This is a genomic window from Streptomyces sp. SAI-170, from assembly GCF_049739565.1.
Classification (GTDB): Bacteria; Actinomycetota; Actinomycetes; order Streptomycetales; family Streptomycetaceae; genus Streptomyces.
In genome coordinates, this window is sequence record NZ_JBMGQD010000001.1 from 7,169,549 (window position 1) to 7,192,672 (window position 23,124).

The 23,124-nt window shown below is 73.7% G+C and carries 23 protein-coding genes; 15 read left to right on the forward strand and 8 right to left on the reverse strand.

Translation table 11 applies throughout. The features are described from left to right. The 6 genes from RKD23_RS32290 (at nt 1) to RKD23_RS32315 (ending at nt 3,947) form a co-directional block, all read left to right on the forward strand. Nucleotides 1-1,419, forward strand: a complete 1,419-nt coding sequence (locus tag RKD23_RS32290) for a hypothetical protein (protein WP_424856897.1) — start codon at nt 1-3, stop codon at nt 1,417-1,419. Continuing rightward, entirely contained in the window at nt 1,416-2,027 is a 612-nt protein-coding gene (locus RKD23_RS32295; protein ID WP_424856898.1) for a hypothetical protein, read from the forward strand. The genes RKD23_RS32290 and RKD23_RS32295 overlap by 4 nt, the downstream gene beginning before the upstream one ends. After that, nucleotides 2,024-2,215, forward strand: coding sequence for a hypothetical protein (locus tag RKD23_RS32300; RefSeq protein WP_424856899.1), 192 nt, complete (start codon nt 2,024-2,026; stop codon nt 2,213-2,215). The genes RKD23_RS32295 and RKD23_RS32300 overlap by 4 nt, the downstream gene beginning before the upstream one ends. Further along, entirely contained in the window at nt 2,212-2,895 is a 684-nt protein-coding gene (locus RKD23_RS32305; RefSeq protein ID WP_424856900.1) for a hypothetical protein, read from the forward strand. Before RKD23_RS32300 ends, RKD23_RS32305 begins: the two co-directional genes overlap by 4 nt. Before the next feature lie 172 nt (nt 2,896-3,067). After that, on the forward strand, nt 3,068-3,658 hold the full coding sequence (locus RKD23_RS32310) for an RNA polymerase sigma factor (protein ID WP_424856901.1): 591 nt from the start codon (nt 3,068-3,070) through the stop codon (nt 3,656-3,658). Next, nucleotides 3,648-3,947: a hypothetical protein gene (locus RKD23_RS32315; RefSeq protein ID WP_424856902.1), complete on the forward strand. Its 300-nt coding sequence runs from the start codon at nt 3,648-3,650 to the stop codon at nt 3,945-3,947. Before RKD23_RS32310 ends, RKD23_RS32315 begins: the two co-directional genes overlap by 11 nt. 22 nt (nt 3,948-3,969) lie before the next feature. On the opposite strand, the gene RKD23_RS32320 is transcribed toward RKD23_RS32315, so the two are convergent. Beyond that, nucleotides 3,970-4,377 carry a CoA-binding protein gene (locus tag RKD23_RS32320; protein WP_404039788.1) on the reverse strand — a complete coding sequence of 136 codons (408 nt, stop codon included), beginning with the start codon at nt 4,375-4,377 and terminating at the stop codon, nt 3,970-3,972. 179 nt (nt 4,378-4,556) lie between these two features. Here RKD23_RS32320 and RKD23_RS32325 point away from each other — a divergent pair, with 179 nt between their 5' ends. The 5 genes from RKD23_RS32325 to RKD23_RS32345 all read left to right on the forward strand — a co-directional run bounded on the left by RKD23_RS32325 (nt 4,557) and on the right by RKD23_RS32345 (nt 10,797). Further along, nucleotides 4,557-5,312 carry a hypothetical protein gene (locus tag RKD23_RS32325; protein WP_424856903.1) on the forward strand — a complete coding sequence of 252 codons (756 nt, stop codon included), beginning with the start codon at nt 4,557-4,559 and terminating at the stop codon, nt 5,310-5,312. Continuing rightward, nucleotides 5,309-5,851, forward strand: coding sequence for a SixA phosphatase family protein (locus RKD23_RS32330; protein ID WP_424856904.1), 543 nt, complete (start codon nt 5,309-5,311; stop codon nt 5,849-5,851). The genes RKD23_RS32325 and RKD23_RS32330 overlap by 4 nt, the downstream gene beginning before the upstream one ends. Before the next feature lie 71 nt (nt 5,852-5,922). Continuing rightward, nucleotides 5,923-6,549, forward strand: a complete 627-nt coding sequence (locus RKD23_RS32335) for a YigZ family protein (RefSeq protein WP_424856905.1) — start codon at nt 5,923-5,925, stop codon at nt 6,547-6,549. Between the two features lie 112 nt (nt 6,550-6,661). Continuing rightward, nucleotides 6,662-7,825: an exonuclease SbcCD subunit D gene (locus RKD23_RS32340; protein WP_424856906.1), complete on the forward strand. Its 1,164-nt coding sequence runs from the start codon at nt 6,662-6,664 to the stop codon at nt 7,823-7,825. Beyond that, entirely contained in the window at nt 7,822-10,797 is a 2,976-nt protein-coding gene (locus RKD23_RS32345) for an AAA family ATPase (RefSeq protein WP_424856907.1), read from the forward strand. Before RKD23_RS32340 ends, RKD23_RS32345 begins: the two co-directional genes overlap by 4 nt. On the opposite strand, the gene RKD23_RS32350 is transcribed toward RKD23_RS32345, so the two are convergent. Then, nucleotides 10,791-11,237: an Lrp/AsnC family transcriptional regulator gene (locus RKD23_RS32350; protein WP_404039770.1), complete on the reverse strand. Its 447-nt coding sequence runs from the start codon at nt 11,235-11,237 to the stop codon at nt 10,791-10,793. The genes RKD23_RS32345 and RKD23_RS32350 overlap by 7 nt on opposite strands. Before the next feature lie 197 nt (nt 11,238-11,434). Here RKD23_RS32350 and RKD23_RS32355 point away from each other — a divergent pair, with 197 nt between their 5' ends. Next, nucleotides 11,435-11,926, forward strand: coding sequence for a rhodanese-like domain-containing protein (locus RKD23_RS32355; protein WP_424856908.1), 492 nt, complete (start codon nt 11,435-11,437; stop codon nt 11,924-11,926). A gap of 57 nt (nt 11,927-11,983) precedes the next feature. Here the strand turns inward: RKD23_RS32355 and RKD23_RS32360 are convergent, their stop codons facing one another. Continuing rightward, nucleotides 11,984-13,675 (reverse strand): DUF885 domain-containing protein, encoded by a 1,692-nt coding sequence (locus tag RKD23_RS32360; RefSeq protein ID WP_424856909.1) that lies wholly within the window; start codon nt 13,673-13,675, stop codon nt 11,984-11,986. 33 nt (nt 13,676-13,708) lie between these two features. Beyond that, nucleotides 13,709-14,200, reverse strand: coding sequence for an Lrp/AsnC family transcriptional regulator (locus RKD23_RS32365; protein WP_424856910.1), 492 nt, complete (start codon nt 14,198-14,200; stop codon nt 13,709-13,711). A 61-nt stretch (nt 14,201-14,261) separates the two neighbouring features. Here RKD23_RS32365 and RKD23_RS32370 point away from each other — a divergent pair, with 61 nt between their 5' ends. Further along, a complete protein-coding gene (locus RKD23_RS32370) occupies nt 14,262-15,467 on the forward strand; it encodes a trans-sulfuration enzyme family protein (protein WP_424856911.1) in 1,206 nt (401 codons plus the stop codon). 107 nt (nt 15,468-15,574) lie between these two features. Here RKD23_RS32370 and RKD23_RS32375 read toward each other — a convergent pair whose 3' ends face one another. From RKD23_RS32375 to RKD23_RS32385, 3 genes are all read right to left on the reverse strand, one after another. Next, the gene (locus RKD23_RS32375; RefSeq protein WP_424856912.1) at nt 15,575-17,014 is read right to left on the reverse strand and encodes a GNAT family N-acetyltransferase; all 1,440 of its coding nucleotides are present in this window, start codon (nt 17,012-17,014) and stop codon (nt 15,575-15,577) included. A 226-nt stretch (nt 17,015-17,240) separates the two neighbouring features. Beyond that, entirely contained in the window at nt 17,241-18,830 is a 1,590-nt protein-coding gene (locus tag RKD23_RS32380; RefSeq protein WP_424856913.1) for an alkaline phosphatase D family protein, read from the reverse strand. Nucleotides 18,831-19,083: 253 nt separating this feature from the next. Continuing rightward, nucleotides 19,084-19,914 (reverse strand): alpha/beta fold hydrolase, encoded by an 831-nt coding sequence (locus tag RKD23_RS32385; RefSeq protein WP_424856914.1) that lies wholly within the window; start codon nt 19,912-19,914, stop codon nt 19,084-19,086. A gap of 116 nt (nt 19,915-20,030) precedes the next feature. Here RKD23_RS32385 and RKD23_RS32390 point away from each other — a divergent pair, with 116 nt between their 5' ends. Both RKD23_RS32390 and RKD23_RS32395 read left to right on the forward strand, forming a co-directional pair. Beyond that, nucleotides 20,031-20,915 (forward strand): RNA polymerase sigma-70 factor, encoded by an 885-nt coding sequence (locus tag RKD23_RS32390; protein ID WP_424858384.1) that lies wholly within the window; start codon nt 20,031-20,033, stop codon nt 20,913-20,915. 243 nt (nt 20,916-21,158) lie between these two features. Then, on the forward strand, nt 21,159-21,920 hold the full coding sequence (locus RKD23_RS32395) for a GntR family transcriptional regulator (protein WP_424856915.1): 762 nt from the start codon (nt 21,159-21,161) through the stop codon (nt 21,918-21,920). A 43-nt stretch (nt 21,921-21,963) separates the two neighbouring features. On the opposite strand, the gene RKD23_RS32400 is transcribed toward RKD23_RS32395, so the two are convergent. Then, nucleotides 21,964-23,121 carry an ROK family transcriptional regulator gene (locus tag RKD23_RS32400; protein ID WP_404039743.1) on the reverse strand — a complete coding sequence of 386 codons (1,158 nt, stop codon included), beginning with the start codon at nt 23,119-23,121 and terminating at the stop codon, nt 21,964-21,966. Nucleotides 23,122-23,124: the final 3 nt, after the last annotated feature.

A 23,124-nucleotide genomic window follows, 5' to 3' on the forward strand; every position in this document is an offset into this window, starting at 1 on the left:
GTGGCCGGCAACGCCAACAGCAACACCAAGCGCACTCTGCCACCGGCGCCCGAACCCTCCTACGCCCTCGGCGCCGCCGCCGACGCCCTCGCCGCCGACGCCCGCCGGCTGCCCGTCGACAGCCCCGGCCGCTCCGTGCTGACCTGGCTCGCCGAGGACGCCAAGTCCGGCGGACGCGCGCTGACCGGGGTCGATCTGCTGCGGGCCTATCCGTCCGAGGTGCTCGTGCCGGACGCGCAGCCGCGCAACAGCCGGCTGACCGCCTGGCTGTCCGCGGGGCGGGACGTCGCGGTGTTCCTGCCCATCGCGGTGACCTGGTTCTCGCTGTGGACCGCGTTCGACGACTTCGAGGACGCCCCGGCCGGCACCACCTTCCTCGAACTGTGGGCCTCCGGCTTCGGCGGAACCGCCGTCCTGATCGTGGTGCTGCTCATCACCGCCGTCATCGGCGCGACCCTGTGGCTGCAACGGCTCGAGTGGGCCGCCGGACAGGAGGCCTCCCGCGAGGACCTGCGCCAGCGGGTCGCCGGCCATCTCGCCGTCCTCACCATGGAGCTGTCCAAGCACGCGGTCCTGGAGGTGGCGAACGTCCCCGCGCGGCAACTCGTCGGCGTGGCCCGCGACATCACCACAAGTACCGCCCGGCTCTCCCGCACCATGCAGAGCAGCACCGAGCGCCTGGCGAAGATCTTCGAGCCCGGACCCGAAGGCCGGTTCGTCACCGCGCTCGACCAGTGGTCCCACTCGGCACGCGAGTTGAGCGACATGGGCCGCTCGCTGACCGTCCCGCACCAACTCCTGCGCGACTTCGCCAAGATGCGCGAGGAGCTGCGCGCCGACGAGCAGGCGACCCGCGAGACGCTGTCCCGCCTGCTGGCCGAACTGCGCTCCGCCGCGGGCAGTTCCCAGGAGGCCAACCGGGTGCACGCGACCGTCGCCGACGAGGTCTCGGAGACCACCCGGCGGATCGGCGAGGCGATGCTGCTCTTCGTCGACACCAGCCAGCGGCTGTACTCCTACATGGATGCGCTGGAGCGGGTGCTGGCGGTGCTGGAGACGGGGCGTACGCCTGCGGCGCCCTACTCGGCGGCGATGACGAACTCGGACGGGGAGGCGGGGTGGGCCGGCGGGGCGGGCGGGTCCGGAGGTTCCGGTGGGCCTCGTGGCTCTGGAGGCGCTGCCGGCTCGGGTGGCTCCGCGGGCTCTGGGGGCTTTCCGGGCTCGGGTGGCTCGGGTGGCTCTGGTGGCTCTGCCAACGGTCAGGGGCAGGCCGGGGGATTCGGGGAGCCGCGGACGCCGGGTGCGCCCGGCACACCCGGTACGTCCGGCTCGTCCGGCTCGTCCGGCTCCGGCAACGGTGCGGCTCCGCCCCAGCCGCGGCGGCCCGGTGACGAGTGGTACCCGGAGGACCGCACGTGAGGCCCGGCGGCCCCGGCGGCCCCGCCATCGCGCCGCGCCACCTCGCGGGCTGGCTCTTCGCCGACCTGTTCCTCGTGCTGTTCCTGGTGGTCGTGGGCATGGCCGCCGCAGATGGCCCGGACACCGACACCACCGCGGGCGCGTCGCCCACACCGTCCGTGTCGGCCTCCGTGCCCGAGTCCCCGCCGAAGTCCCCCACGCCGTCCCCGTCCCGGACCCGTAAGGGCCCGGTGGGGCTGGACCCCCGCAGGCACACCTTCACCGTGACGCTGAGCGGGGGATCCACCCGCCGTGCCTCCGGCGCGGGCACCCTGAACGCCGCCGACCGCAGAAGGGCCGTAGCCGCGCTGGACAGGGAGATGCGGCGCAGCGCTGACGGGCGTCGTATCGGCATGGTCATCACGTTCGGGCTGGCCCCGCAGGAGATGCTGGGCGCGGGGACCGACCTCGCCGAGGACGTCAACCGGGCCCTCAAGTCCGGACGCCCCCGGGCCTTCTGCGGCGGGCAGGTCGGCACGCGCGCGTTCTGGTTCGGGGGTTCGGCGGACCGGGTGGAGGTAGAGCTGTACTACATCAACTCCTGTGCGAGTCGAGGGGGAGCGGGATGACGGACAGCACGGCCGGCGGCTCCGACGAGGTCGAGGCGGGGAGCATCCGCTTCAACGAGCGTGACGAGATCGAGTTCTACGACGGCGAGCAGTGGAGGCCCGTCGAAGCCCTGGGCGGCCCCGCCCGCGACAACTGGGACGAGTCGCTGATCCGCGAAGCCGACGTCGACGGCCCGGAGCCCGGGTGACCAGCGCACCGGACCCGCAGTCACAGCCTCCAGCCGAAGCCTCGCCGCTCGTCTCCGCCGCCCAGCTGGCGGTCACCGACATGCGTACGACGGCCCGCTGGACCATCGCCGCCTTCGCCGCGGTCGGCGGAGTCATGCTCGGCGGCCTGCCGCTCGCCGGCATAGGCAAGGTGAAAGGCGGCGGCGATCTGGCGCTGGCCACGGCGGGGCTGGCCCTGGCCGTGCTCGGGGTGGCCTGGGCGATCTGGCACACCGGTGAGGCCCTGACCCCACGCCTGACGACCCTGCGCGTCCTCACCGACCCGACGCCCCGCGAACGGCGGGAGCTGAGGGACCTGCACACCGAACTGACCGCCTCGCCCAGGGCGTTCTACGGCCCCTTCGGATCGACGCCCGCCGAACTGGACGCCGCCTGCCGACTGCACGGCAAGGTCGCCGCCAACGTCGAGGCACTCCTCGTCCACGAGACGGACCCGCGCCGCCGCGCCGAGGCGACCTACCGCCTCACGCTGGCCCGCGCCAATGCCGACCAGGCCTTGCGCCGCCGCCGGGATCTCCTCGAACTGGCGCATGCCTGGCAGGTCCGCGGCGCACTGCGCCGGGCCCGCCTGCACACCATGCTGGGCGCGTTCGCGGTGGTGGCGGGGGCGGTGGTGTTCCTGCTGGCGACGGCACACTGAACAAAGGGGTGAATCCTTTCGCGCCGACCGTGCCTCTCATAGGTGTGCGGACGACCGCGTCCGCCTCGCACCCAACGGGAGGACCCCATGACCACTGTCGTGATCGTCGTAGCGGCAGCCGCGCTGCTGCTGTGCGTGTGCACCGTCACGCTGCGCCGCCGGAAGCGTCAGCGTGGCTGACCGCACCTGGCCCGGCGGCACCCTGGTCGCCGCGGCGCAACGCGGCGACGTCGAGGCGCTCAGCGCGCTGGTGTACAGCTCGCATCCGCATGTGCAGCGGTTCGCGCACTCGCTGTGCGCCACACCGCAGGACGCCGAGGACGCCGCTCAGGAAGCGCTGATCATCCTCTATCGCAAGATCGGCATGCTGCGCGCCTCCGGGGCGCTGGCGTCGTGGATGTTCCGGATCGTCCGCAACGAGTGCCTGCGCCGCACCCGCGGCCTGCTCCACCGGGGACCGGCCGACGAGCCGGACCGGCCCGGCACCTCGGGCGGCGGACGGTCCGCCGAGGAGGAGGTGCTGCTGCGCCTGGAGGCCGAACGTGTCGCGGCCGCCGTCGCCGCGCTGCCCGACGACCAGCGGCAGGTGCTGGTCATGCGGGACATCCAGGGCCTGCCCGGCCGGACGGTCGCCGACCGGCTCGGGCTGAGCACCGCCGCCATGAAGTCCCGCCTGCACCGGGCCCGTTCGGCGGTCCGCGAGGCCCTGCACGACGAACCGGCCCGAACCACCGGAACGAGGGGAACCGACGATGACATCTGACCAGAGCACGGCGATCCGCCCCACCAAACCGGGCACCAACTACGCCAGTGCCACCGTCCCGCGCCATCTGGCCCGGGGAGCCGTCGGGTTCGGCGCGCTCATCGCCTCCCTGGCCCTGCTGCCGGTCGTCGGTCCGGTGAGCCTGCTGCTCGCCCCGGTCGGACTGGTCGCGCTGCGCGGCTGCCCGATGTGCTGGGCGATCGGTCTCGCGGAGACCCTCTCGGCCGGCAGGCTCCGCCGGTCCTGCGCGAACGGGAGGTGCGAACTGACCCCCGCCAAGCGCGCCTAGGGCCCGGCTTCGGGATCAGGCCCTAGCGGAGCCGGGGGATCTCGATCGCCGGGCAGCGGTCCATCACCATGTCGAGGCCGGCCGCGCGGGTGCGCTCGTACGCGGCCTCGTCGATGACGTCGAGTTGGAACCAGACGGCCTGCGCGCCCTTGGCGACGGCCTGGTCGGCGATGTCCCCGGCGAGGTCGCTGTTGACGAACACGTCGACGACGTCCACGTCGAAGGGGATGTCGGCGAGCGAGGCGTACCCCTGCTCGCCGTGCACGGTCTCCGCCTTGGGGTGGACGGGCACGATCCGCTTCCCGTACCGCTGCAGCACCTCGGCGACACCGTACGCGGCCCTCCTCCGGTTGGAGGACAGGCCCACCACGGCCCAGGTGTCACCGGCTTCGGTGAGGATCTTGCGGACTGTCTCTGCGTCGCCGTACACCATGGCCTCCTTCGGCCTCGTCGTCCCAGGGGCACTGCTGCCCCGCTGGCGCCAACAGAGGGGGAGTCCCTGAGATTCCCTCGGCCGGGAGCCGGGCCGGGAGCCCGACCGGGCGGCGCCGTGACCTGAATGCGTACGACATCTCTGCGCCGCCCCGTCCCTCCGCCTACGCTCACCTCGTGCTGCGCATCATCGACGCCCGTACCGGCGAGCCCGTCGAGGCCGCTCCCGCCCGCCGGGGCCTGACCCGGGTCGAGGCCCGTGCGACCGGCCCCGGCCTCACGGCACTGCGCGTGCTGCTCGTCGCCGACCTGCTGGTACGTGCGCTCGAGCTGGGCGGCACCCCGGTGTGGGCGGTGCTGAGCGGCGGACCGGAGGAGGCGGAGCTGAGGGCCGCCGCCGCGGCTCTGGGCGTACGTCCCTTCGAGGACAGCCGGGACGTGGGCACCGGGCTGGGTGAGGCGCAGGTCCTCCATGTGGTGGCGGAGGGTGCGACCGGCCCGGCTCCGGAGGGGGTGCGGATCGGCGTGGCCCCCGCGGACGGCACGCCCCCCGACCTGGTGCTTCCGGCTCTCGACCCGGCCGACCCCGCCGACCCGGCCGTCCTCCGCCTCGCCCTCCTCCGCGAGCCCCGCAGCGCGCCCCTGCACCTGGACGCCGCCCTGCTGGACCGCGCGGAGGACACCCTGAGGCGTTGGCGGCGGACCGTGGCCGTGTGGGCGCGGCAGCCGTCGCGGCCGATTCCCGCCGACATACGGGCGCTGCTGCGGGAGGCATGGGAGGACGACCTGGACGTGCCGGCGATCCTGCGGGTGCTGGAGCGGGTCGAGGCGGCCGGGCCGGAGCTGCCGGAGGGCGCGCGGTTCGAGACGTATGCGTATGCGGACCGGCTGCTCGGGCTGGAGCTCACCCGCGACCTGGGCAGCCCGGCGTGACCGCCCGCGCCGGCGCGGGTCCGCGTCGCCGGCTGGTCGTGCTGCGGCACGCGAAGTCCGCGTGGCCCGAGGGCGTGGCCGACCATGACCGTCCGCTCGCGCCGCGCGGCCGCCGGGACGCGCCCGTGGCGGGCCGGGTGCTGGCGGAGAGCGACTGGCTGCCGGACCTCGCCGTGTGCTCCACCGCCGCACGCGCGCGTGGGACGTGGGAACTGGCCTCCGCCGAGTGGGGCACGCCGCCACAGGTGCGCTTCGACCGCCGGGTGTACGCGGCCGACGCGGCGGACCTGCTGACCGTGGCACGCGCAACACCGCCCCAGGTCGGCACGCTGCTGCTGATCGGCCACAACCCCGGCCTCGAGGAGCTGGTCCTCACCCTGGCCGGGAGCGACATGGACGGCGCCCTGGACGCGGTCCACGAGAAGTTCCCGACCTCGGCGATCGCCGTCCTGACCTGGTACGGACGCACCTGGGAGGCACTCGCCCCGGGCTGTGCCCTGCTGACGGCGATGGTCGTGCCGCGGGGCAAGAAGCCCTAGGTCCGGCGGGCCGACCGCGGGGTAAAAGCCCTAGGTCCGGCGGGTCCGTCCGCAGCGCATAGGGTGGCCGGATGCAGGACGAGTACCGCACAGTCGCCCACGCGGGCGTGCACGAGATCGAGATCAACCGCTCCCGCTTCCTGTGCGCGCTCGCCCCCGCGGCCACCGAGCAGGAGGCGCAGGACTTCGTCGCGTCCGTCCGCAAGGAGCACGCCGACGCCACCCACAACTGCTGGGCGTACGTCATCGGCGCCGACGCCTCCGTGCAGAAGGCCAGCGACGACGGCGAACCGGGCGGCACCGCGGGCGTCCCCATGCTCCAGATGCTGCTGCGCCGCGACATGCGGTACGTCGTCGCCGTGGTCACCCGCTACTACGGCGGCGTCAAGCTCGGCGCGGGCGGCCTGATCCGCGCGTACGGCGGTGCTGTCGGCGAGGCCATCGACACCCTCGGCACGATCACCCGCCGCCGCTTCCGCCTCGCCACCGTCACCGTCGACCACCAGCGCGCCGGCAAGATCCAGAACGACCTGCGCGCCACCGGCCGCGAGGTCCGCGACGTCCGCTACACCGAGCAGGTCACGATCGAGATCGGCCTCCCCGACGCCGACGTCGACTCCTTCCGCGCCTGGCTCGCCGACGCGACCGCCGGCACGGCGGGGTTCGAGCTGGGCGGGGAGGCGTACGGGGACGCGTAGGCAAGATAATTGGTGTATATCGGGCATAACTCCCGCCTGTGAGAACGGTCATGACGGGCGGTACGGGAGTAACCGCCCGTGATGTCAGACCCGGCCGTTAGTCTCGGGGATCATGAGGCTCCTGCACACTTCCGACTGGCATCTCGGCCGGGCGTTCCACCGGGTGAGCATGCTCGGCGCCCAGGCCGAGTTCATCGGGCACCTGGTCGCGACCGCGCGTGAGCGCGACGTGGACGCGGTGGTCGTGGCGGGAGACGTGTACGACCGCGCGGTACCGCCGCTGGCCGCGGTCGAGCTGTTCGACGACGCCCTGCACCGGCTCGCCGACCTCGGCGTCCCTACGGTGATGATCTCCGGGAACCACGACTCCGCGCGGCGCCTCGGCGTGGGCGCCGGGCTGATCGGGCGGGCCGGGATCCATCTGCGGACCGACCCGGCGGCGTGCGGGACGCCCGTGGTGCTGCGGGACACCTGCGGGGACGTCGCCTTCTACGGGCTGCCGTATCTCGAACCGGCCCTGGTGAAGGACGAGTTCGCGGTGGACAGGCCCGGACACGAGGCGGTGCTCGCGGCGGCCATGGACCGGGTCCGCGCCGACCTCGCCACCCGCGCGCGGGGCACCCGGTCCGTCGTCCTCGCGCATGCCTTCGTCACCGGCGGCGAGCCCAGCGACAGCGAGCGCGACATCGCGGTGGGCGGCGTGGCCGCCGTCCCGGCCGGCGTCTTCGACGGCGTGGACTACGCGGCCCTGGGACATCTGCACGGCTCCCAGACCATCACCGAGCGCGTGCGCTACTCGGGCTCCCCGCTGCCGTACTCCTTCTCCGAGGCCGACCACCGCAAGAGCATGTGGCTCGTCGACCTCGACGGCGAGGGACAGGTCAGCGCCGAGCGCGTCGACTGCCCGGTGCCGCGTGCCCTGGCCCGGCTGCGGGGCACCCTGGAGGAGCTGCTCGCCGACCCCACCCTGGACCGGCACGAGGAGTCCTGGGTGGAGGCCACCCTGACCGACGCCGTGCGCCCGGCCGAGCCGATGGCCCGGCTCGCCGAGCGCTTCCCGCACACCCTCAGCCTGGTCTTCGAACCCGAGCGCACCGCCGACGACCCCGACGTGTCGTACGCCAGACGCCTCGCCGGGCGCAGCGACGAGCAGATCGCCGAGGACTTCGTCGCCCATGTGCGCGGCGCCGGGCCCGACGAGCGGGAGCGGGCCGTGCTGCGGGACGCCTTCGACGCCGTGCGCGTGGACGCGACCGTGCGGGAGGTGGCCCGATGAGGCTGCACCGGCTCGACCTGACCGCCTTCGGCCCCTTCGGCGCCTCCCACAGTGTCGACTTCGACGCGCTGTCCGCCGCAGGACTGTTCTTGCTGCACGGACCGACCGGCGCGGGCAAGACCTCCGTCCTGGACGCCGTCTGCTACGCCCTGTACGGCTCGGTGCCGGGTGCCCGCCTGGGCACCAACCTGCGCAGCGACCATGCCGCCCCCGGCACGCGTACGTCGGTGACCCTCGAACTCACCGTCGCCGGACGCCGGTTGGAGATCACCCGGCAGCCGCCCTGGGAGCGCCCCAAGAAGCGCGGCGCCGGTACGACGCTCGACAAGGCCCAGACCTGGCTGCGCGAGCACCGGGCCGGCGCCTGGAAGGACCTCAGCCGCTCCCACCAGGAGATCGGCGAGGAGATCACGCAGCTGCTCGGCATGAGCCGGGAGCAGTTCTGCCAGGTCGTGCTGCTGCCGCAGGGCGACTTCGCGCGGTTCCTGCGCGCCGACGCCGAGGCCCGCGGCAAGCTGCTCGGCCGGCTCTTCGACACCCAGCGCTTCGCCGACGTGGAGAAGCGGCTCGCCGAGCGGCGCAGGACCACCCAGGCGGGCGTCCACGAGGGCGACGCCGCCCTGCTCGCGGACGCGCACCGGATGCAGCAGGCCGCCGGCGACGCCATGGAGCTGCCGGAGCTCACCCCGGGCGAGCCGGGCCTCGCCGAGGCCGTGCTGAGCGCGGCGGCCGTCGCCCGCAGCACCGCGCGCGAGCAGCTCACCGTCGCCCACTGCCGACTGGCCGCCGCCGAGTCCGCGCAGGCCGCGGCCGACCGCGCCCTGGAAGACGTACGCGAGACCGCGCGGTTGCAGCGGCGGTTCACGGAGGCGCGGGAGCGGGCGCTGCTGCTCCAGGAGCGGTCGGACGACCACCGGGCGGACCGGGAACGCATGGAGCGGGGCCGCAAGGCCGAGGCGGTCGCGCCCGCGCTGGAGCTGCGCGACTTCGCCGAGGCCGAGCACCGGCGGGCGGCCGCCGCCGAGGCACACGCGCGTGCCCTGCTGCCCGACACCTTCGCCGACGCGGGCGCGCCCGGACTCGCCGCCGCCGCACGCCGGGCCGCCGAGGAGCTGGGCGGCCTGGAGTCCGCCCGGCGCGCCGAACAGCGCCTGGCCGAACTGGTCGCCGAACGCGCGGGGCTCGACCGGCAGGAACGCGCCGACGAGGACGTCCTCGCCGAGGCCGACGCCTGGCTCGCCGAGTGGGACACCGTCCGCGCCACCCTCCAGGCCCGGATCGACGCCGCGCAGGAGGCCGCCACGCGCGCGGAGCAGCTCGCCGTTCAGCGCGAACCGGCCCGGCGGCGGCTGGACGCGGCCGTACGGCGCGACCGGCTCGCCACCGAGGCCGCGGCCGCGCAGCAGCAGGCCCTCGCCTCGGCCGACCACGCGGTGCGGGCCCGTACCCACTGGCTCGACCTGAAGGAACAGCGGCTGAACGGCATCGCCGCCGAACTCGCCGCGAACCTCCGCGACGGCGAGGCCTGCGCCGTCTGCGGCGCCACCGAGCACCCCGCGCCCGCCCGCAGGGTCGACGGACACGTGGACCGCGACACCGAGGAACGCGCGCTGGCCGCCTCGCAGCGCGCCGAGGAGACCCGCGCGCAGGACGAGCGCCGGCTCGCCGGACTCCGCGAGGAGCTGGCCGCCGCCACCGCCGAGGCGGGCGACGCCCCCACCGCCCGGCTCACCGAGGAGGCCGAGGAGCTGGAGCGGCGCTACACCCGGGCGCGCGGCGAGGCCTCCGACCTGCACCCCGCGCACGAGGAGCTGCGCCGGGCCGAGGCGGAGCACCGGCGGCGCACCGACGCCCGCCAGGAAGCCGCGCTGCGGTCGGCCTCCCGCGCCGCTCGCCGCGACGCCCTCGACCGGGAACGCACCGCACTGGAAGGCGAGTTGACCGAGGCGCGGGGCGCCCTGGACAGCGTCGCCGCGCGCGCCGCCCAGCTGGAGCGGCAGACCGTACTGCTCGACGCCGCGGCGGAGGCCGCCCGCGCCGCCGAGGACGCCGCCCAGCGGCTCAAGGATGCCGACGCCCGGCTCGCCGACGCCGCCTTCCGGGCCGGCTTCGACACCCCGCAGGCCGCCGCGGACGCCCTCCTGGACGACGACGCCCACCGCACACTGCAACGCCGCCTCGACGCCTGGCAGACCGAGGAGGCCGCCGTACGGGCCGTCCTCGCCGAGGCCGACACCGCGGCCGCCGCCCAGTGCCCGCCCGCCGACCTGGCGGGCGCCGAGCAGGCCGCCGCCGACGCCGCCCGGCGCGTGCGCGAGGCGGCCTCCGCGCGCGACGCGGCCGACCGGCGCCGCACGGAACTCGACCGGCTGTCCCGGCACGCGGCCGCAGGCGTGCGCCGACTGGCCCCGCTGCGCGAGGAGTACGACCGGGTGGCCCGGCTGGCCGCCCTCACCGCGGGCACGGCGGCCGACAACGAGCGCAAGATGCGCCTGGAGTCCTATGTGCTGGCCGCCCGTCTGGAACGGGTGGCCGCCGCGGCGACCGTGCGCCTGCGCCGGATGTCCTCCGGCCGCTACACCCTCGTCCACTCCGACGACCGCTCCGGACGCGGCCGCAGCGGCCTCGGCCTGCATGTCGTGGACGCCTGGACCGGACGCGAGAGGGACACCTCGACCCTGTCGGGCGGCGAGACCTTCTTCGCCTCGCTCGCCCTCGCCCTCGGTCTCGCGGACGTCGTCACCGACGAGGCGGGCGGGGTGCGCCTGGACACCCTCTTCATCGACGAGGGCTTCGGCAGCCTCGACGACCAGACGCTGGACGAGGTGCTGGACGTCCTCGACTCGCTGCGCGAGCGCGACCGCAGCGTCGGCATCGTCAGCCATGTGCCCGACCTACGGCGCCGCGTCCACGCCCAGCTGGAGGTCGTCAAGGGCAGATCGGGCTCGACGTTGCGCCGGCGCGGTCACTGACCGAGCGGGCGGCGGGGGAGGGGCGAGGAGTAGACGACGCTGGTGGTCACCGACCCCAGCGCGCCGATCCGGCCCGACACGTCCTCCAGGTGCTTCATCGAGCGGGCGGTGACCTTGATCACGAAGCAGTCGTCGCCGGTGACGTGGTGCGCCTCGAGGATCTCCGGGGTCACGGCGACCAGGTCGTGGAAGGGCTTGTAGTTGCCGTTGGGGTAGCGCAGCCGGACGAACGCCAGGATCGGCATGCCCAGCCGGTCGGGGTCCACGACCGCCGCGTATCCCTGGATCACGCCCGCCTCCTCCAGCCGGCGCACCCGCTCGGTGACCGCGCTCGCGGACATCGACACGGCCCGGGCCAGCTCCGCGAAGCTGGCCCGTCCGTCACGCTGCAGGACGTCGAGGATGCGCCAGTCGGTGGCGTCCGGGGAAAACGTGGTCATGCCCGATGGATAGCAGGGGAATCCCCGGCGCATCAAGGTCCGGACCGTGGAACGCCTCTTCAAGAAGATGATCAACAGCCGTAGATTTCTGGTCATCGGAGCAGTCAGTGACAGCGCGGTCAGTGACGAGAGCCCGTGAGAGAGCAGTCACCGAGAGTGCAGTCACCGAAACTGCAGTCGTCGAGAAAGGCCCCGCGATGACCACCGCCGCCACCGCCGCCCCCGCCGTCAGCCCCGTCCTGCGCGTCGCGCCCGCCGCCCCCGCCGAGGCCGCCGCTTACTTCCGTGCCTCGCTGGTCTTCCACGCCGACGTCTCCGACGTGGCCGCCGCGCTCTCCGCCGACGGCGACCCCGGCTTCGTCCTGCTGGACTCCCGCTCCACCGCGAGCTGGGACCAGGGCCACGTCCCCGGCGCCGTCCACCTGCCGACCGCGCTGATCCCCGAGCAGGCCGAGCAGCTCCTCGACAAGTCCGTGCCCGTCGTGACGTACTGCTGGGGCCCCGGCTGCAACGGCGCGACTCGTGCGGCGCTGGCCTTGGCCGAACTCGGTTACCAGGTCAAGGAGATGCTCGGCGGCTTCGAGTACTGGGTGCGGGAGGGTTTCGAGTTCGAGACCTGGGAGGGGCGTGAGCAGCGGGACGCCGACGCGCTGACGGCGCCGGTGGACGCGGAGGACTGTGGGTGTTGACAACGGCAAGGGCGGCAGGGCCTGTCGTCAGGCCCCGCCGCCCTTCGCGTAGTCGGATCAGAGTGCTGAGAGTTCGTCCACCAGGTCGTCCAGGCCCAGGGAGCCCTGGGAAAGGGCGGCCATGTGCCAGGACTTGAGGTCGAAGGCGGCGCCATGGCGCTTGCGGGCGTTCTCGCGGCCGAGCAGCCAGGCGCGTTCGCCCAGCTTGTAGCCGATGGCCTGGCCGGGGATCGTGAGGTAGCGGGTCAGCTCGCTCTCGACGAAGTCTGCCGGGCGGCTGCTGTGCGCGCCGAAGAACTCCTGCGCCAGCTCCGGCGTCCAGCGCTCACCCGGGTGGAACGGCGAGTCCGCCGGGATCTCCAGCTCCAGGTGCATGCCGATGTCGACGATGACCCGGGTCGAGCGCATCATCTGCGCGTCCAGGTAACCGAGCCGCTCCTCCGGGTCGGCCAGGAAGCCGAGTTCGTCCATCAGCCGCTCCGCGTACAGGGCCCAGCCCTCGGCGTTGGCGCTGACTCCGCCGACCGTGGCCTGGTAGCGCGAGAGGTTCTTCGCGACGTACGTCCACTGCGCGAGCTGGAGGTGATGGCCCGGCACGCCCTCGTGGTACCAGGTGGAGACCAGGTCGTAGACCGGGAACCGGGTCTGCCCCATGGTCGGCAGCCAGGTGCGGCCCGGCCGGGAGAAGTCCTCCGACGGCTGGGTGTAGTAGGGCGCGGCCGCGCTGCCGAGCGGCGCGATGCAGGACTCCACCTTCCGCACCGGCTCGGCCAGTTCGAAGTGCGTGCCGTCGAGCGCCTCGATCGCCCGGTCCATCACGCCCTGCAGCCACTCGCGGACCTCGTCGACGCCCTCGATGTGCCGGCCCTGCTCGTCGAGGTGCGCGAGCGCCACCCACGGCGTCTGTGCGCCCGGAAGGATCTTCTCGGCCTCCTTCTTCATCTCGCCGAGCAGCCGGTGGTACTCGGACCAGCCGTACGCGTACGCCTCGTCCAGGTCGAGGTCCGTGCCGTTGAAGTAGCGCGACCAGCGGGCGTAGCGCTCGCGGCCCACCGTGTTCGGGGCGCCCTCGATCGCCGGGACGTACACCTCCCGCATCCAGTCCCGCAGCTCCACCACGGCCGCCGTCGCCCCGCGGGCGGCCTCGTCCAGTTCGCCGCGCAGGGCATCGGGACCGGCCGCCGCGAAGTCCTCGAACCAGCCGCGGCCGTTGCCGTCGGTGTCCGCCCACTCGCCGAGCTGGTCCACGAACGTGGCCGTCGGCCGCGGCGCCGCGTACAGCTTGCGCTCCAGGCCGAGCGTCAGCGACTCCCGGTAGCCCGCCAGCGCGGCCGGGACGGCGCGCAGCCGCTCGGTGATCGCCGCCCAGTCCTCGTCGGTGTCGGCGGGCGTGACCGTGAAGACCTCCCGCACACTGTGCGCGGGCGTCGCCATGTTGCCGACCGCCCGCAGGCCCTCGTGGGCCTCGTGCACGTCGAGTTCGGCGGTCAGCCGCTCCCGCAGCAGTCGTGCGCACCGGCGTTCGATGTCACTGTCCGCGCCGGGCTGCCGCTCGGCCTCGTCGAGCCGCGCGAGCGTCGCCCGTTGCAGTGCCGCGAGCGCCTCCTGCCCCGCTGGCGAGAGATCGGGCAGTCGGCTCGAACTCTCCTTCACACCGAGGTAGGTGCCGGTGACGGGATCGAGGGCGACGAGGTCGTCGACATAGGCGTCGGCGACCTCACGGGGCAGCGGGCTCTTGGTCTGTGACATGTTGACCATCCTCGTACGGCCGCCCGTCGCACGTCACCCCGATTGCGCCGAGGGCGAAGGCGGCAGCAGGGGCCCGCAGTCCCACCTCTGGAAGATCAACCGGGTCTCCACCCGGGCCACCTCCCGCTGTGATGTGAACTCGTCCAGCACCAGCCGCTGCAGATCGGCCATGTCCGCCACGGCCACATGCACCAGGTAGTCGTCCGGCCCCGTCAGATGGAACACGGTCAGCGACTCCGGCAGCGCCCGCACCCGCTCCACGAACGGCCCCACCAGCTCCCGCCGATGCGGCCTGACCTGCACCGACAGCAACGCTTGCAGGCCGCGGCCCAGCTTGGCCGGATCCAGTCGCAGCTGATGGCCGAGGATCACCCCGGCCCGCCGCAGTCGGGTCACCCGGTCCAGGCATGTCGACGGGGCGACGCCCACCAGGGCGGCGAGATCGCGGTAGGTCGTCCGTGCGTCGTTCTGCAGCAGGGTCAGCAGCTGAAGATCGACCGGATCCAGTACGACAGATTCGGCCACGCGCCGAACGTAGCACGGTGTTCGATTCCTGTGGCCCGGTCGGTGTTCACCCTGTCCGTTCATGGACACCGACATGGACACGCCCCAGGGCGTCATTGCAGGCCACCGCCCCGCATCCCGGGCCCTGGCCACCGAGGCTGTGCACGCCGGCCGCGACGACCTCGCGCGCCAGGGACTGCACGCGCCGCCGATCGACCTGTCCACCACCTACCCGTCCTACGACAGCCGCGGCGAGGCCGCCCGCATCGACGCCTTCGCCGAGACCGGCGCCGAACTCGACGGCCCGCCCGTGTACGCCCGCCTCGGCAACCCGACCGTCGCCCGGTTCGAGACGGCCCTGGCCCGCCTGGAGGGCACCGAGTCGGCCGTCGCCTTCGCCAGCGGCATGGCCGCCCTCAGCGCGGTCCTGCTGGTCCGGGCCTCCATGGGCCTGCGCCACGTCGTCGCCGTACGCCCCCTGTACGGCTGCAGCGACCATCTGCTGACCGCCGGGCTCCTCGGCTCCGAGGTCACCTGGACCGACCCGGCCGGCATCGCCGATGCGCTGCGCCCCGACACCGGCCTCGTCATGGTCGAGTCGCCCGCCAACCCGACCCTCGCGGAGGTCGACCTGCGGGCCGTCGCCCACGCCTGCGGCTCGGTCCCGCTGCTCGCCGACAACACCTTCGCCACGCCCGTGCTCCAGCGCCCCGCCGAGCAGGGCGCCCGCCTGGTGCTGCACAGCGCCACCAAGTACCTCGGCGGCCACGGCGACGTCATGGCCGGCGTCGTGGCCTGCGACGAGGAATTCGCCGGGAAGCTGCGCCAGGTGCGCTTCGCCACCGGCGGCGTCCTGCACCCGCTGGCCGGATACCTCTTGCTGCGCGGACTGTCCACCCTGCCGGTGCGGGTGCGCGCCGCCTCCGAGACCGCCGCCGAACTGGTCCGCCGTCTCGCCGCCGACCCGCGCGTCGCCCGCGTCCACTACCCGCGCATCGGCGGCGCGATGGTCGCCTTCGAGGTGCACGGCGAACCGCACGAGGTGATCGCGAACGTCCGTCTGATCACCCCGGCGGTCAGCCTCGGCAGCGTCGACACCCTCATCCAGCACCCCGCCTCCATCAGCCACCGCATCGTCGACGCCGACGACCGCCGCGACGCCGGCGTCTCCGACCGCCTGCTGCGCATGTCGGTGGGCCTGGAGGACGTCGAGGACCTGTGGGCCGACCTGGACCAGGCACTGACGCCGGTGAGGACGGGAGCACGAGCGACAATGACGACCGCCTGAGCTGAAGCGCCCCGTCAGGGGCGCGGGGCTCTGCTCAATTTGCGGCTACCGCCGCGCGGGCGCGACAAGCCACAACGCACCGGTAGCCGCCGCACAACCCCCGCCCCTTATGGCGCGTCGGCCACCCCGAACTCCCCTGCACGAGAAAGCCGCTCCACAGCACCGGCCGCCTCACCCAGCGGAGCGAGCCGCGCCGTGATCACCAACGTGCCCTCCTCGATCTGATAATCCAGCGGCAGCCCAAGCCCCCGCATCGCCGCGACCATCCCGGTGTTCGCCGCCTGCGTCACCGCGTACACGCTGTCGCAGCCCGCCTCCACCGCCATTCCCACCAGCCTGCCGAGCAGCTCGCTGCCGACCCCCCGCCGCTGCCAGTCGTCCTCGACGAGCAGCGCGACCTCCGTCTCGTCCCCGTCCCACAGCAGATGCCCGAGCCCGACGACCCGGCCCGAGGGGGTCTGCGCCGCGAGCGTGCGGCCGTAGCGCGGGCTGAGCAGATGGTTGAGATAGCGGTCGGCGTCCTTCACCGGCCCGTGGTACCGCATGCCCAGCGTCCGCTGCGAGCACCGCTCGTGCATCGCCTTCGCCGCGGCGACGTCCCCGGTGTCGGCGCGCCGCACGGTGATGGGGTTGCCCTCCGGCAGCGTCAGCTCGTCCTGTCCGCGCGGCACCCGCGGGCCGAGCCGCGCGTCCAGCTCCACCAGTGCGCGCGCCCGCGCGAACTCGGTCGGGGTGAACGGCAGATACGGCCGTTCCACCGTGATCACACCGCCCTCGGGCACCCGCAGCCGCATCACCGTCTCCTCCAGCGCGCCCTCCACCGGGCCGCCCTCGCCCCGGCCGCCGGTCCTGTCGCGGGAGGCGGGCGGCGTGGCGGGCAGCGAACGGATCGTGCAGCGGCCCAGCAACTGGCGCAGGGCCAACGGCAGTTCCGCCGTGTCCAGAGCCGTGCGAGTGGCCAGCCCCAGCACCCGGGTCGGTGCGTCGACCAGGTCATGGGCGTCGGCCCGCTCGATCCAGGTGTGCGCGCCACCCGCCTCGGACACCACACGCGTGATCTCCGCCGCCGAGAGTCCGCCCGGCGAGCGCAGCAGGAACTCGTCCACCGTGTCCTCGCCCAGCGGATGCGTCTGCAGGGTGAGGATGTCCACCTGCCGCTCGGCCAGTGCCGTGCACAGCGCGGCCAGCGAACCGGGCGCGTCCTTCACCGTCGTCCGCATCCGCCACAGCGCGCTCGCCCCGGCCGTCTGCCCGGCCGGCGCTTCCGACGGCCCGGTCTCGCCCTCTGCGGGGCGCGGCCGGGCATCGGTATCGCTCGTCGGCGGTGCATGACCGTGGCGCCGTGACCACCATGTGTGGAACGCCGCCGTGGCCAGCAGCACCACTGCCGAGATCACCAGCAGCGCCGGTCCGTCGGGGCCGTGCCCGATCAGGTTCGCCACCGCGTCGGCCACCGCGACGGCTGTGAACAGGGCGGCGAGCTCGACCACGTCCCGGCGCCAGTGGTGGACGGGGCGGCCGTGCCGCGCTCGCGTCACATCAGACATGTTTCGCTTCATACGCCCACTGTGGACGAGAGGTGTTGCGTGATCACGAACGCTTTGTGACCGATGGGTAAAGGACGCTTCTGCACCATTTGTTGTTCTTTTGACGGTTGAGTTGTCTACGTCATGCGGCGACCTCCCCCGCCGGCGCCCGCTCCGCTGGACGCACACGTGCCCCGCACCGGGGGATGACGCCGGTGCGGGGCACGTGCTGTCGAGCGTACGGCAGTTACTGGCCGACCCGGCCTGGCTGGAGCACCTGCGTGAACAGCACGGTGCCGTCCTGCTCGCGCAGCCGGACCGTCAGCTCGGCGCTGTCGCCGTCGATGTCGACCTCGCCGAAGAACTGGTACCCGTCGGCGGGGGAGACGTTGCCGACGCTCGGCGCCTTCACGAAGACCCGCTCCGGGCCGAAGGTGCCGTCCAGGGCGCTCGCCGGAAACGCGCCCGCGTTCAGCGGCCCGGAGACGAACTCCCAGAACGGCTCGAAGTCCGTGAACGCCGCCCGTGACGGCTGGTAGTGCTGGGCCGAGGTGTGATGGACGTCGGCCGTCAACCACACCGTGCCGGTGATCCGCCGGTGCTTGACGAACCGCAGCAGCTCGGCGATCTGCAGCTCGCGCCCGAGCGGCGCACCCGGGTCGCCCTGAGCGATGGCCTCGAAGTGCGGCCGGCCCTCCTGGCCGTCCGGCACCACCAGGCCGATCGGCATGTCGGCGGCGATCACCTTCCACACCGCCCGCGAGCGCGCCAGCTCCCGCTTCAGCCACTCCAACTGCTCGACGCCCAGGATGCCCTGCGGGTCGACGGCCTGGTCGTCCGGCGAGTTCGCGTTGCGGTGGCTGCGCATGTCCAGCACGAACACGTCCAGCAGCGGCCCCTGTCGCAGCACCCGGTACACGCGGCCCTCCCGGGCGCCGGGCCGCAGCGTCGAGACGGGGAAGTACTCGCTGAACGCCCGCTGCGCCCGCGCCGCCAGCACGTCCACGCTCTTCTCCGTGTAGCGGGTGTCGGTGCCGGCGACGACCTGCCCCGGGTACCAGTTGTTGCGCACCTCGTGGTCGTCCCATTGCACGATGGTGGGCACCTGCGCGTTGAAGCGACGCAGGTTGTCGTCCAGGAGGTTGTAGCGGAAGTTGCCGCGGTACTCGGCGAGCGTCTCGGCGACCTTCGCCTTCTCATCGGTGGTGACGTTCCGCCAGATGCCGCCACCGGGCAGCGCCGCGGTCGGCGCGATCGGGCCGTCGGCGTAGACGGTGTCGCCGCTGAACAGGAAGAAGTCGGGGTCGAGGCGGGCCATCGCGTCGAAGATGCGGTAGCCGCCGAGGTCGGGGTTGATGCCCCAGCCCTGGCCCGCGAGGTCGCCGGACCACAGGAAGCGCACACCGTCGCCGCGGCGCACCGGCACTGTGCGGAAAGTCCCCGGGACCGGCTCGCTCGTACGACGCGGGTCGTCCGGGTCGGCGAGCAGCACCCGGTAGTGGACCTGCCGGCCGGGCGGCAGCCCGCGCAGCCTGGTCGTACCGGTGAAGTCGGTGTCCGGGCCCAGCAGGGGGCCGTGCCATCTGCGCGGATCGCGGAACGACTCGGTCGCCGAGGTCTCCACGATCATCCGGGCCGGCCGGTCCGAACGGACCCACACCAGCGCCGAGTCGGCCGTCACGTCACCGCTCTGCACGCCCCACTCCGCGCGGGGGCGCCCGGACAGGGCGAAGGCCGGTGCCGCGCCGAGGCCGGCCGGGAGGGTCAGGGCCGCCGAGGCGGCGACGGAGCCGCGCAGCACGCTGCGACGACCGGGGAGCAGGGGACGGGCGGACATGGTGGGGCCTCCAGTGCGGGGAGCCGGCTGGTGTGCCCTGACACACCTACTGGTGCACCGCAGCGCCCACGCGAACCACAAGTGAACAACTGTCCCCGGCCACCGCGTATCCGACGCACTGTCACCTCGACCGCGTCCCACGCGCGCGTAGTACCCGCGCCGTCACCCCGGAGCGCCCCTGCCCCACCGCTGCGTTCGCACAAGCGCCGCCAGGCTGACGCGCGGCCCGACGCCGTACGCCCGGAGCGTCCCCTCAGCGGCTGCCGTCGAGGATCACGCGGGCGACGAGCGCCGGGTCGTCGTTCATCGGGACATGGCCGCAGCCGGGCAGCCGTACCAGCCGGGCCTTGGGGATGATGCCCTTCGCGCGTACGCCCTGCCGGCGCAGCAGCAGGCGGTCCTTGGTGCCCCAGGCCACGGTGACCGGGATGCCGGGGATGTCGTCGGTGAACTGGACCGTGGCGCCCGCGCGGAGGGTCTCGGTGAAGCCGGTGGCGTTGGCGAGGGCCAGGGTCTCGGCGACCACGGCCTCAGGCGACCTGCGGCCGGGCCGGGCGTAGATCGTGCTGGTCAGGACGGTCCGACCGGGCGCCGTACGCGACAGCCGCTCGACCAGGGGCACGGGCAGCCCGCGTGCGCTCTGCCGCATCGCCATCAGCACGCCGAACGCGTAGCGCCGCTCGGCCCGCGTCCAGAAACCGGCGGGCGACAGCGCGGTGACGGACCGGACGAGCTTCTCCCGGCCCAGCTCCAGGGCCAGCAGCCCGCCGAGGGAGTTGCCCGCCACATGGGGGCGGTCCAGGTCCAGTGCCTCGCACAGGGCGCCGAGCGCGGCGTTCATGGTCGGCAGGTCGTGGGCGAGGCCGTCCGGCAGGGACGGGGACGCGCCGAAGCCCGGCAGGTCCACGGCGATCACGTCCCGCTCGGCGGCCAGGATGTCGATGACCGGCTCCCAGGCCTGCCAGTGGTGGCCGATGCCGTGCAGCAGGAGCAGCGGTTCACCGCTGCCCACGCGCGCGTAGGAGAGGGTCACGGACCGTCGGCCCTGGGGGGAGGGGACCTCGAAGGTGACGGTGGCGGACATGAGCGGCTCCTTTGCCTGGGATGCGCCGACGAACGCTTGGTGGACAGCTTGTCAGCAATTACTACTCGTGGGTAGCCCATCTGGACATGACACCGCGCGTCGGATGGGATGACCTGGTGATCACCGACCCCGCGACCGACGTCTTCGAGCAGCACCGGCCCGTACTCATGGGCGTCGCCTACCGCATGCTCGGACGCGTGACGGACGCCGAGGACGTCGTCCAGGACGCGTGGCTGCGCTGGTCCGCCGCCGGCCGCGACGAGGTCCGCGACACGCGCGCGTACCTGGTGCGCATCACCACGAGGGTCGCCCTCGACCGGCTCCGCCGGATCCGCGCCCGCAACGAGGCGTACGTCGGCTGCTGGCTGCCCGAGCCGTACGCCGCCGAGCACGTCGGCCTCGTCCCGGACACCGCCGAGGGAGCCCTCCTCACGGAGTCGGCCTCCCTCGCCGTCCTGGTCCTGCTGGAGTCGCTGTCGCCGCTGGAGCGGGCGGTGTTCGTGCTGCGGGAGGCCTTCGGCTATCCGTACGGCGAGATCGCCGCGATCCTCGACCGCGCGGAACCGGCCGTACGGCAGCTCGCCGCGCGGGCCCGCCGGCATGTCGACGAGCGGCGGCCCCGCTACGACGTCGACCCCGGCCGGCGGCGCGAGCTGACCGAGCGCCTCCTCGCCGCGGCCCGCGAGGGCGACCTCGACGGGCTCGTGCGGCTGCTGGCCCCCGACGCCCGGCTGGTGGGCGACGGCGGCGGCAAGTCCCGCGCGCCCCTGCGCGTCCTGGAGACCGCCGACCGGATCGGGCGCTTCCTCGTCGGCGCGGCGCGCAAGAGCCCGCCGGGCAGGTCCGTACGCCTCATGGAGCTCAACGGCGGACCCGCCGCGCTCTACCTCCGCGACGGCGCCCCCGACGCCGTGCTCCAGGTCGACGTCGTCGACGGGCGAATCCAGACCGTCCACCTCATCCGCAATCCCGACAAGTTGCGGTCGCTCGTCGGGCTCTGACCGCCGGCACCGTACGGCCCCCGTCGTCCGCGACGGGGGTTTTGCCGTGATGTCACGAATGCGACCCCGTGCGAACGCGCCATGAACGCTGCACCGCGCACGCCCCGAGCCCCCGCCCAGGGATCGAGGATTGGTCTTGACCAAGGGTGGGGGCCGTCCTATGGTCGCTGATAAGTGCAACAACCTTTAATAAACAAGGGCGCTAAAACGCCGCCGGGGAACACGGCGATTGCGGAGGACAGGGTGGGGACCCAGCAGTTGGAAACGGTGCCGGAACCGAAGTACTGGCACCTCAAGACCGTGCTCACCGAGGCACTGGACTCCGAGTTCTCCGTGGGGGAGATCCTTCCCAACGAGCGCGACCTCGCCGCCCGCTTCGGCGTCGCCCGCGCCACGCTCCGCCAGGCCCTGGAGCAGCTCGAACTGGAAGGCAGGCTCCAGCGCCGCCGCGGCGTCGGCACGACCGTGGCACCGCCCCGCGTGGGCGTGGCCGTCGGCAGCGAGCAGCCCGGCTGGCCCGGCGGTCCCGAGGACGCCTGGCAGCCCGTCGACTGCGAGCTGGCCGTGCCGCCCGCGTCCGTCGCCGCCGCGCTGGAGACCGCCGCCGACGAGCCCGTGCACATCGTGCGCCGCACCCGCATGACCCACGGCCAGCCCGTCGCCGCCGAACTGCTCCACATCCCGCAGTCCTCCGTGCCGGACCTGTCCGGCATAGACGCTCCCTCGGGCGCGGCACGCGCGCGTGCGGTGCTGCGCGAACTGCAGCGCCTGGAGCTGGAGGGCCACGACAACGCGGTCGAGCTGGGCTCCGCCCGCGCGGACGACGCCAAGGAGCTCGACCGGCTGCCCGGGGCGCCCGTGCTGATCGTCACCACCCGGTACCTCGCCGGGGGGCGCACCGCCGCGCTGTCCGTCGCCACCTACCGCGCCGACACCTGCCGGCTCACCTTCGGCGACTCCGGCAACGTGGAGATCCACCAGGACCCCCAGCGCCGGGCGAGCTGAGCGACGCCCGTCCACCGCATCCCGCGGCCGGACATCTCGGCCGTCAGCGGCGTGCCGTGACCGTGCCCTCCACCGCGAAGAGCTGCTCCTCCACGTGGTCGAGGGCCAGGCGCACCGCGCCGGTGGCCACGGCCGCCTCGCCGAGCAGCGACAGCGCCACCCTCGGCGGCCGCAGACAGTAGCGGGCCAGCTCGCGCCGCAGCGGTTCGAGCACGTCGTCCAGGCCGGCCGCCCAGCCGCCGATCACGACGAGTTCGGGGTCCAGGGCCAGCACCAGCGCGGCGACGTCGTGCACCAGCCGCTGGATGAACCGGTCGACAGCCGCGCGGGCCCCCGTGTCGCCCCGGCGGGCCCGGGCGAACACCTCGGCGACCGCCTGCTCGTCCAGCGGGTGCAGCGGCTCGTCCGTCGTGGACAGCAGCGTCTCCGGCGTGACCTCGCGCCCCAGCAGATGCAGCGCGCCGATCTCCCCGGCCGCCCCGCCGAACCCGCGGTGCAGCCGACCGCCGATCAGCGCGCCCGCCCCGGGACTCAGTCCGGCCAGCACGAACACGACGTCGTCCGACTCGGTCGCCGAGCCCTTCCAGTGCTCCGCCACCGCCGCCGCGTTCGCGTCGTTCTCCACCAGCACCGGGCACTTGAAGGAGCGGCTCAGCCGCTCGCCCAGCCGCAGGCCCGTCCACCCCGGCAGCGCCGTGCCCAGCCGCACCGTGCCGTCCGCCTCGACGATCCCGGGCGTGCCCACGCCCACCGCCCGCAGCGAGGCCCGGGACACTCCGGACCGGCGCAGCAGCTCCGCCACCGCACCGCGCACCCGCTCCAGCCGCTCGTCCGCGTCGACCGTCTCGTCGACCTCCTTGGCCTGCGCGCCCAGCACCTTCCCGTCCAGGTCCGCCAGCAGCGCGGCCACCCGGTGGGCGCCGATCTCCAGGCCCAGCAGATGCCCCGCCTCGGCGCGGAAACGGAACCGCCGCGCGGGCCGCCCCTGCCGCCGGGCAGCGCCCTCCTCCGCGGCCTTCTCGACGACCAGCCCGGCCTCGATGAGCCCTTCCACGACACCCTCGACGGTCGGCCGGGACAGCCCGGTGACGCGCGTGATCTCCGTGAGCGTCGCGCAGTCCGTGGCACGCAGCGCGTGCAGCACCACCGCGGAATTGATCCTTCGCAGCAGCGAGGGATCCCCGCCGGTCAGCCGCCCCACCGT

What these genes read in the sequence shown, in the direction of transcription:
- RKD23_RS32300 (WP_424856899.1), top strand. Translation starts at nt 2,024, where the DNA reads ATGACGGACAGCACGGCCGGCGGCTCCGACGAGGTCGAGGCGGGGAGC.
- RKD23_RS32315 (WP_424856902.1), top strand. Translation starts at nt 3,648, where the DNA reads ATGACATCTGACCAGAGCACGGCGATCCGCCCCACCAAACCGGGCACC.
- RKD23_RS32335 (WP_424856905.1), top strand. Translation starts at nt 5,923, where the DNA reads ATGCAGGACGAGTACCGCACAGTCGCCCACGCGGGCGTGCACGAGATC.
- RKD23_RS32340 (WP_424856906.1), top strand. Translation starts at nt 6,662, where the DNA reads ATGAGGCTCCTGCACACTTCCGACTGGCATCTCGGCCGGGCGTTCCAC.
- RKD23_RS32345 (WP_424856907.1), top strand. Translation starts at nt 7,822, where the DNA reads ATGAGGCTGCACCGGCTCGACCTGACCGCCTTCGGCCCCTTCGGCGCC.
- RKD23_RS32350 (WP_404039770.1), bottom strand. Translation starts at nt 11,237, where the DNA reads ATGACCACGTTTTCCCCGGACGCCACCGACTGGCGCATCCTCGACGTC.
- RKD23_RS32355 (WP_424856908.1), top strand. Translation starts at nt 11,435, where the DNA reads ATGACCACCGCCGCCACCGCCGCCCCCGCCGTCAGCCCCGTCCTGCGC.
- RKD23_RS32360 (WP_424856909.1), bottom strand. Translation starts at nt 13,675, where the DNA reads ATGTCACAGACCAAGAGCCCGCTGCCCCGTGAGGTCGCCGACGCCTAT.
- RKD23_RS32370 (WP_424856911.1), top strand. Translation starts at nt 14,262, where the DNA reads ATGGACACCGACATGGACACGCCCCAGGGCGTCATTGCAGGCCACCGC.
- RKD23_RS32375 (WP_424856912.1), bottom strand. Translation starts at nt 17,014, where the DNA reads ATGTCTGATGTGACGCGAGCGCGGCACGGCCGCCCCGTCCACCACTGG.
- RKD23_RS32380 (WP_424856913.1), bottom strand. Translation starts at nt 18,830, where the DNA reads ATGTCCGCCCGTCCCCTGCTCCCCGGTCGTCGCAGCGTGCTGCGCGGC.
- RKD23_RS32385 (WP_424856914.1), bottom strand. Translation starts at nt 19,914, where the DNA reads ATGTCCGCCACCGTCACCTTCGAGGTCCCCTCCCCCCAGGGCCGACGG.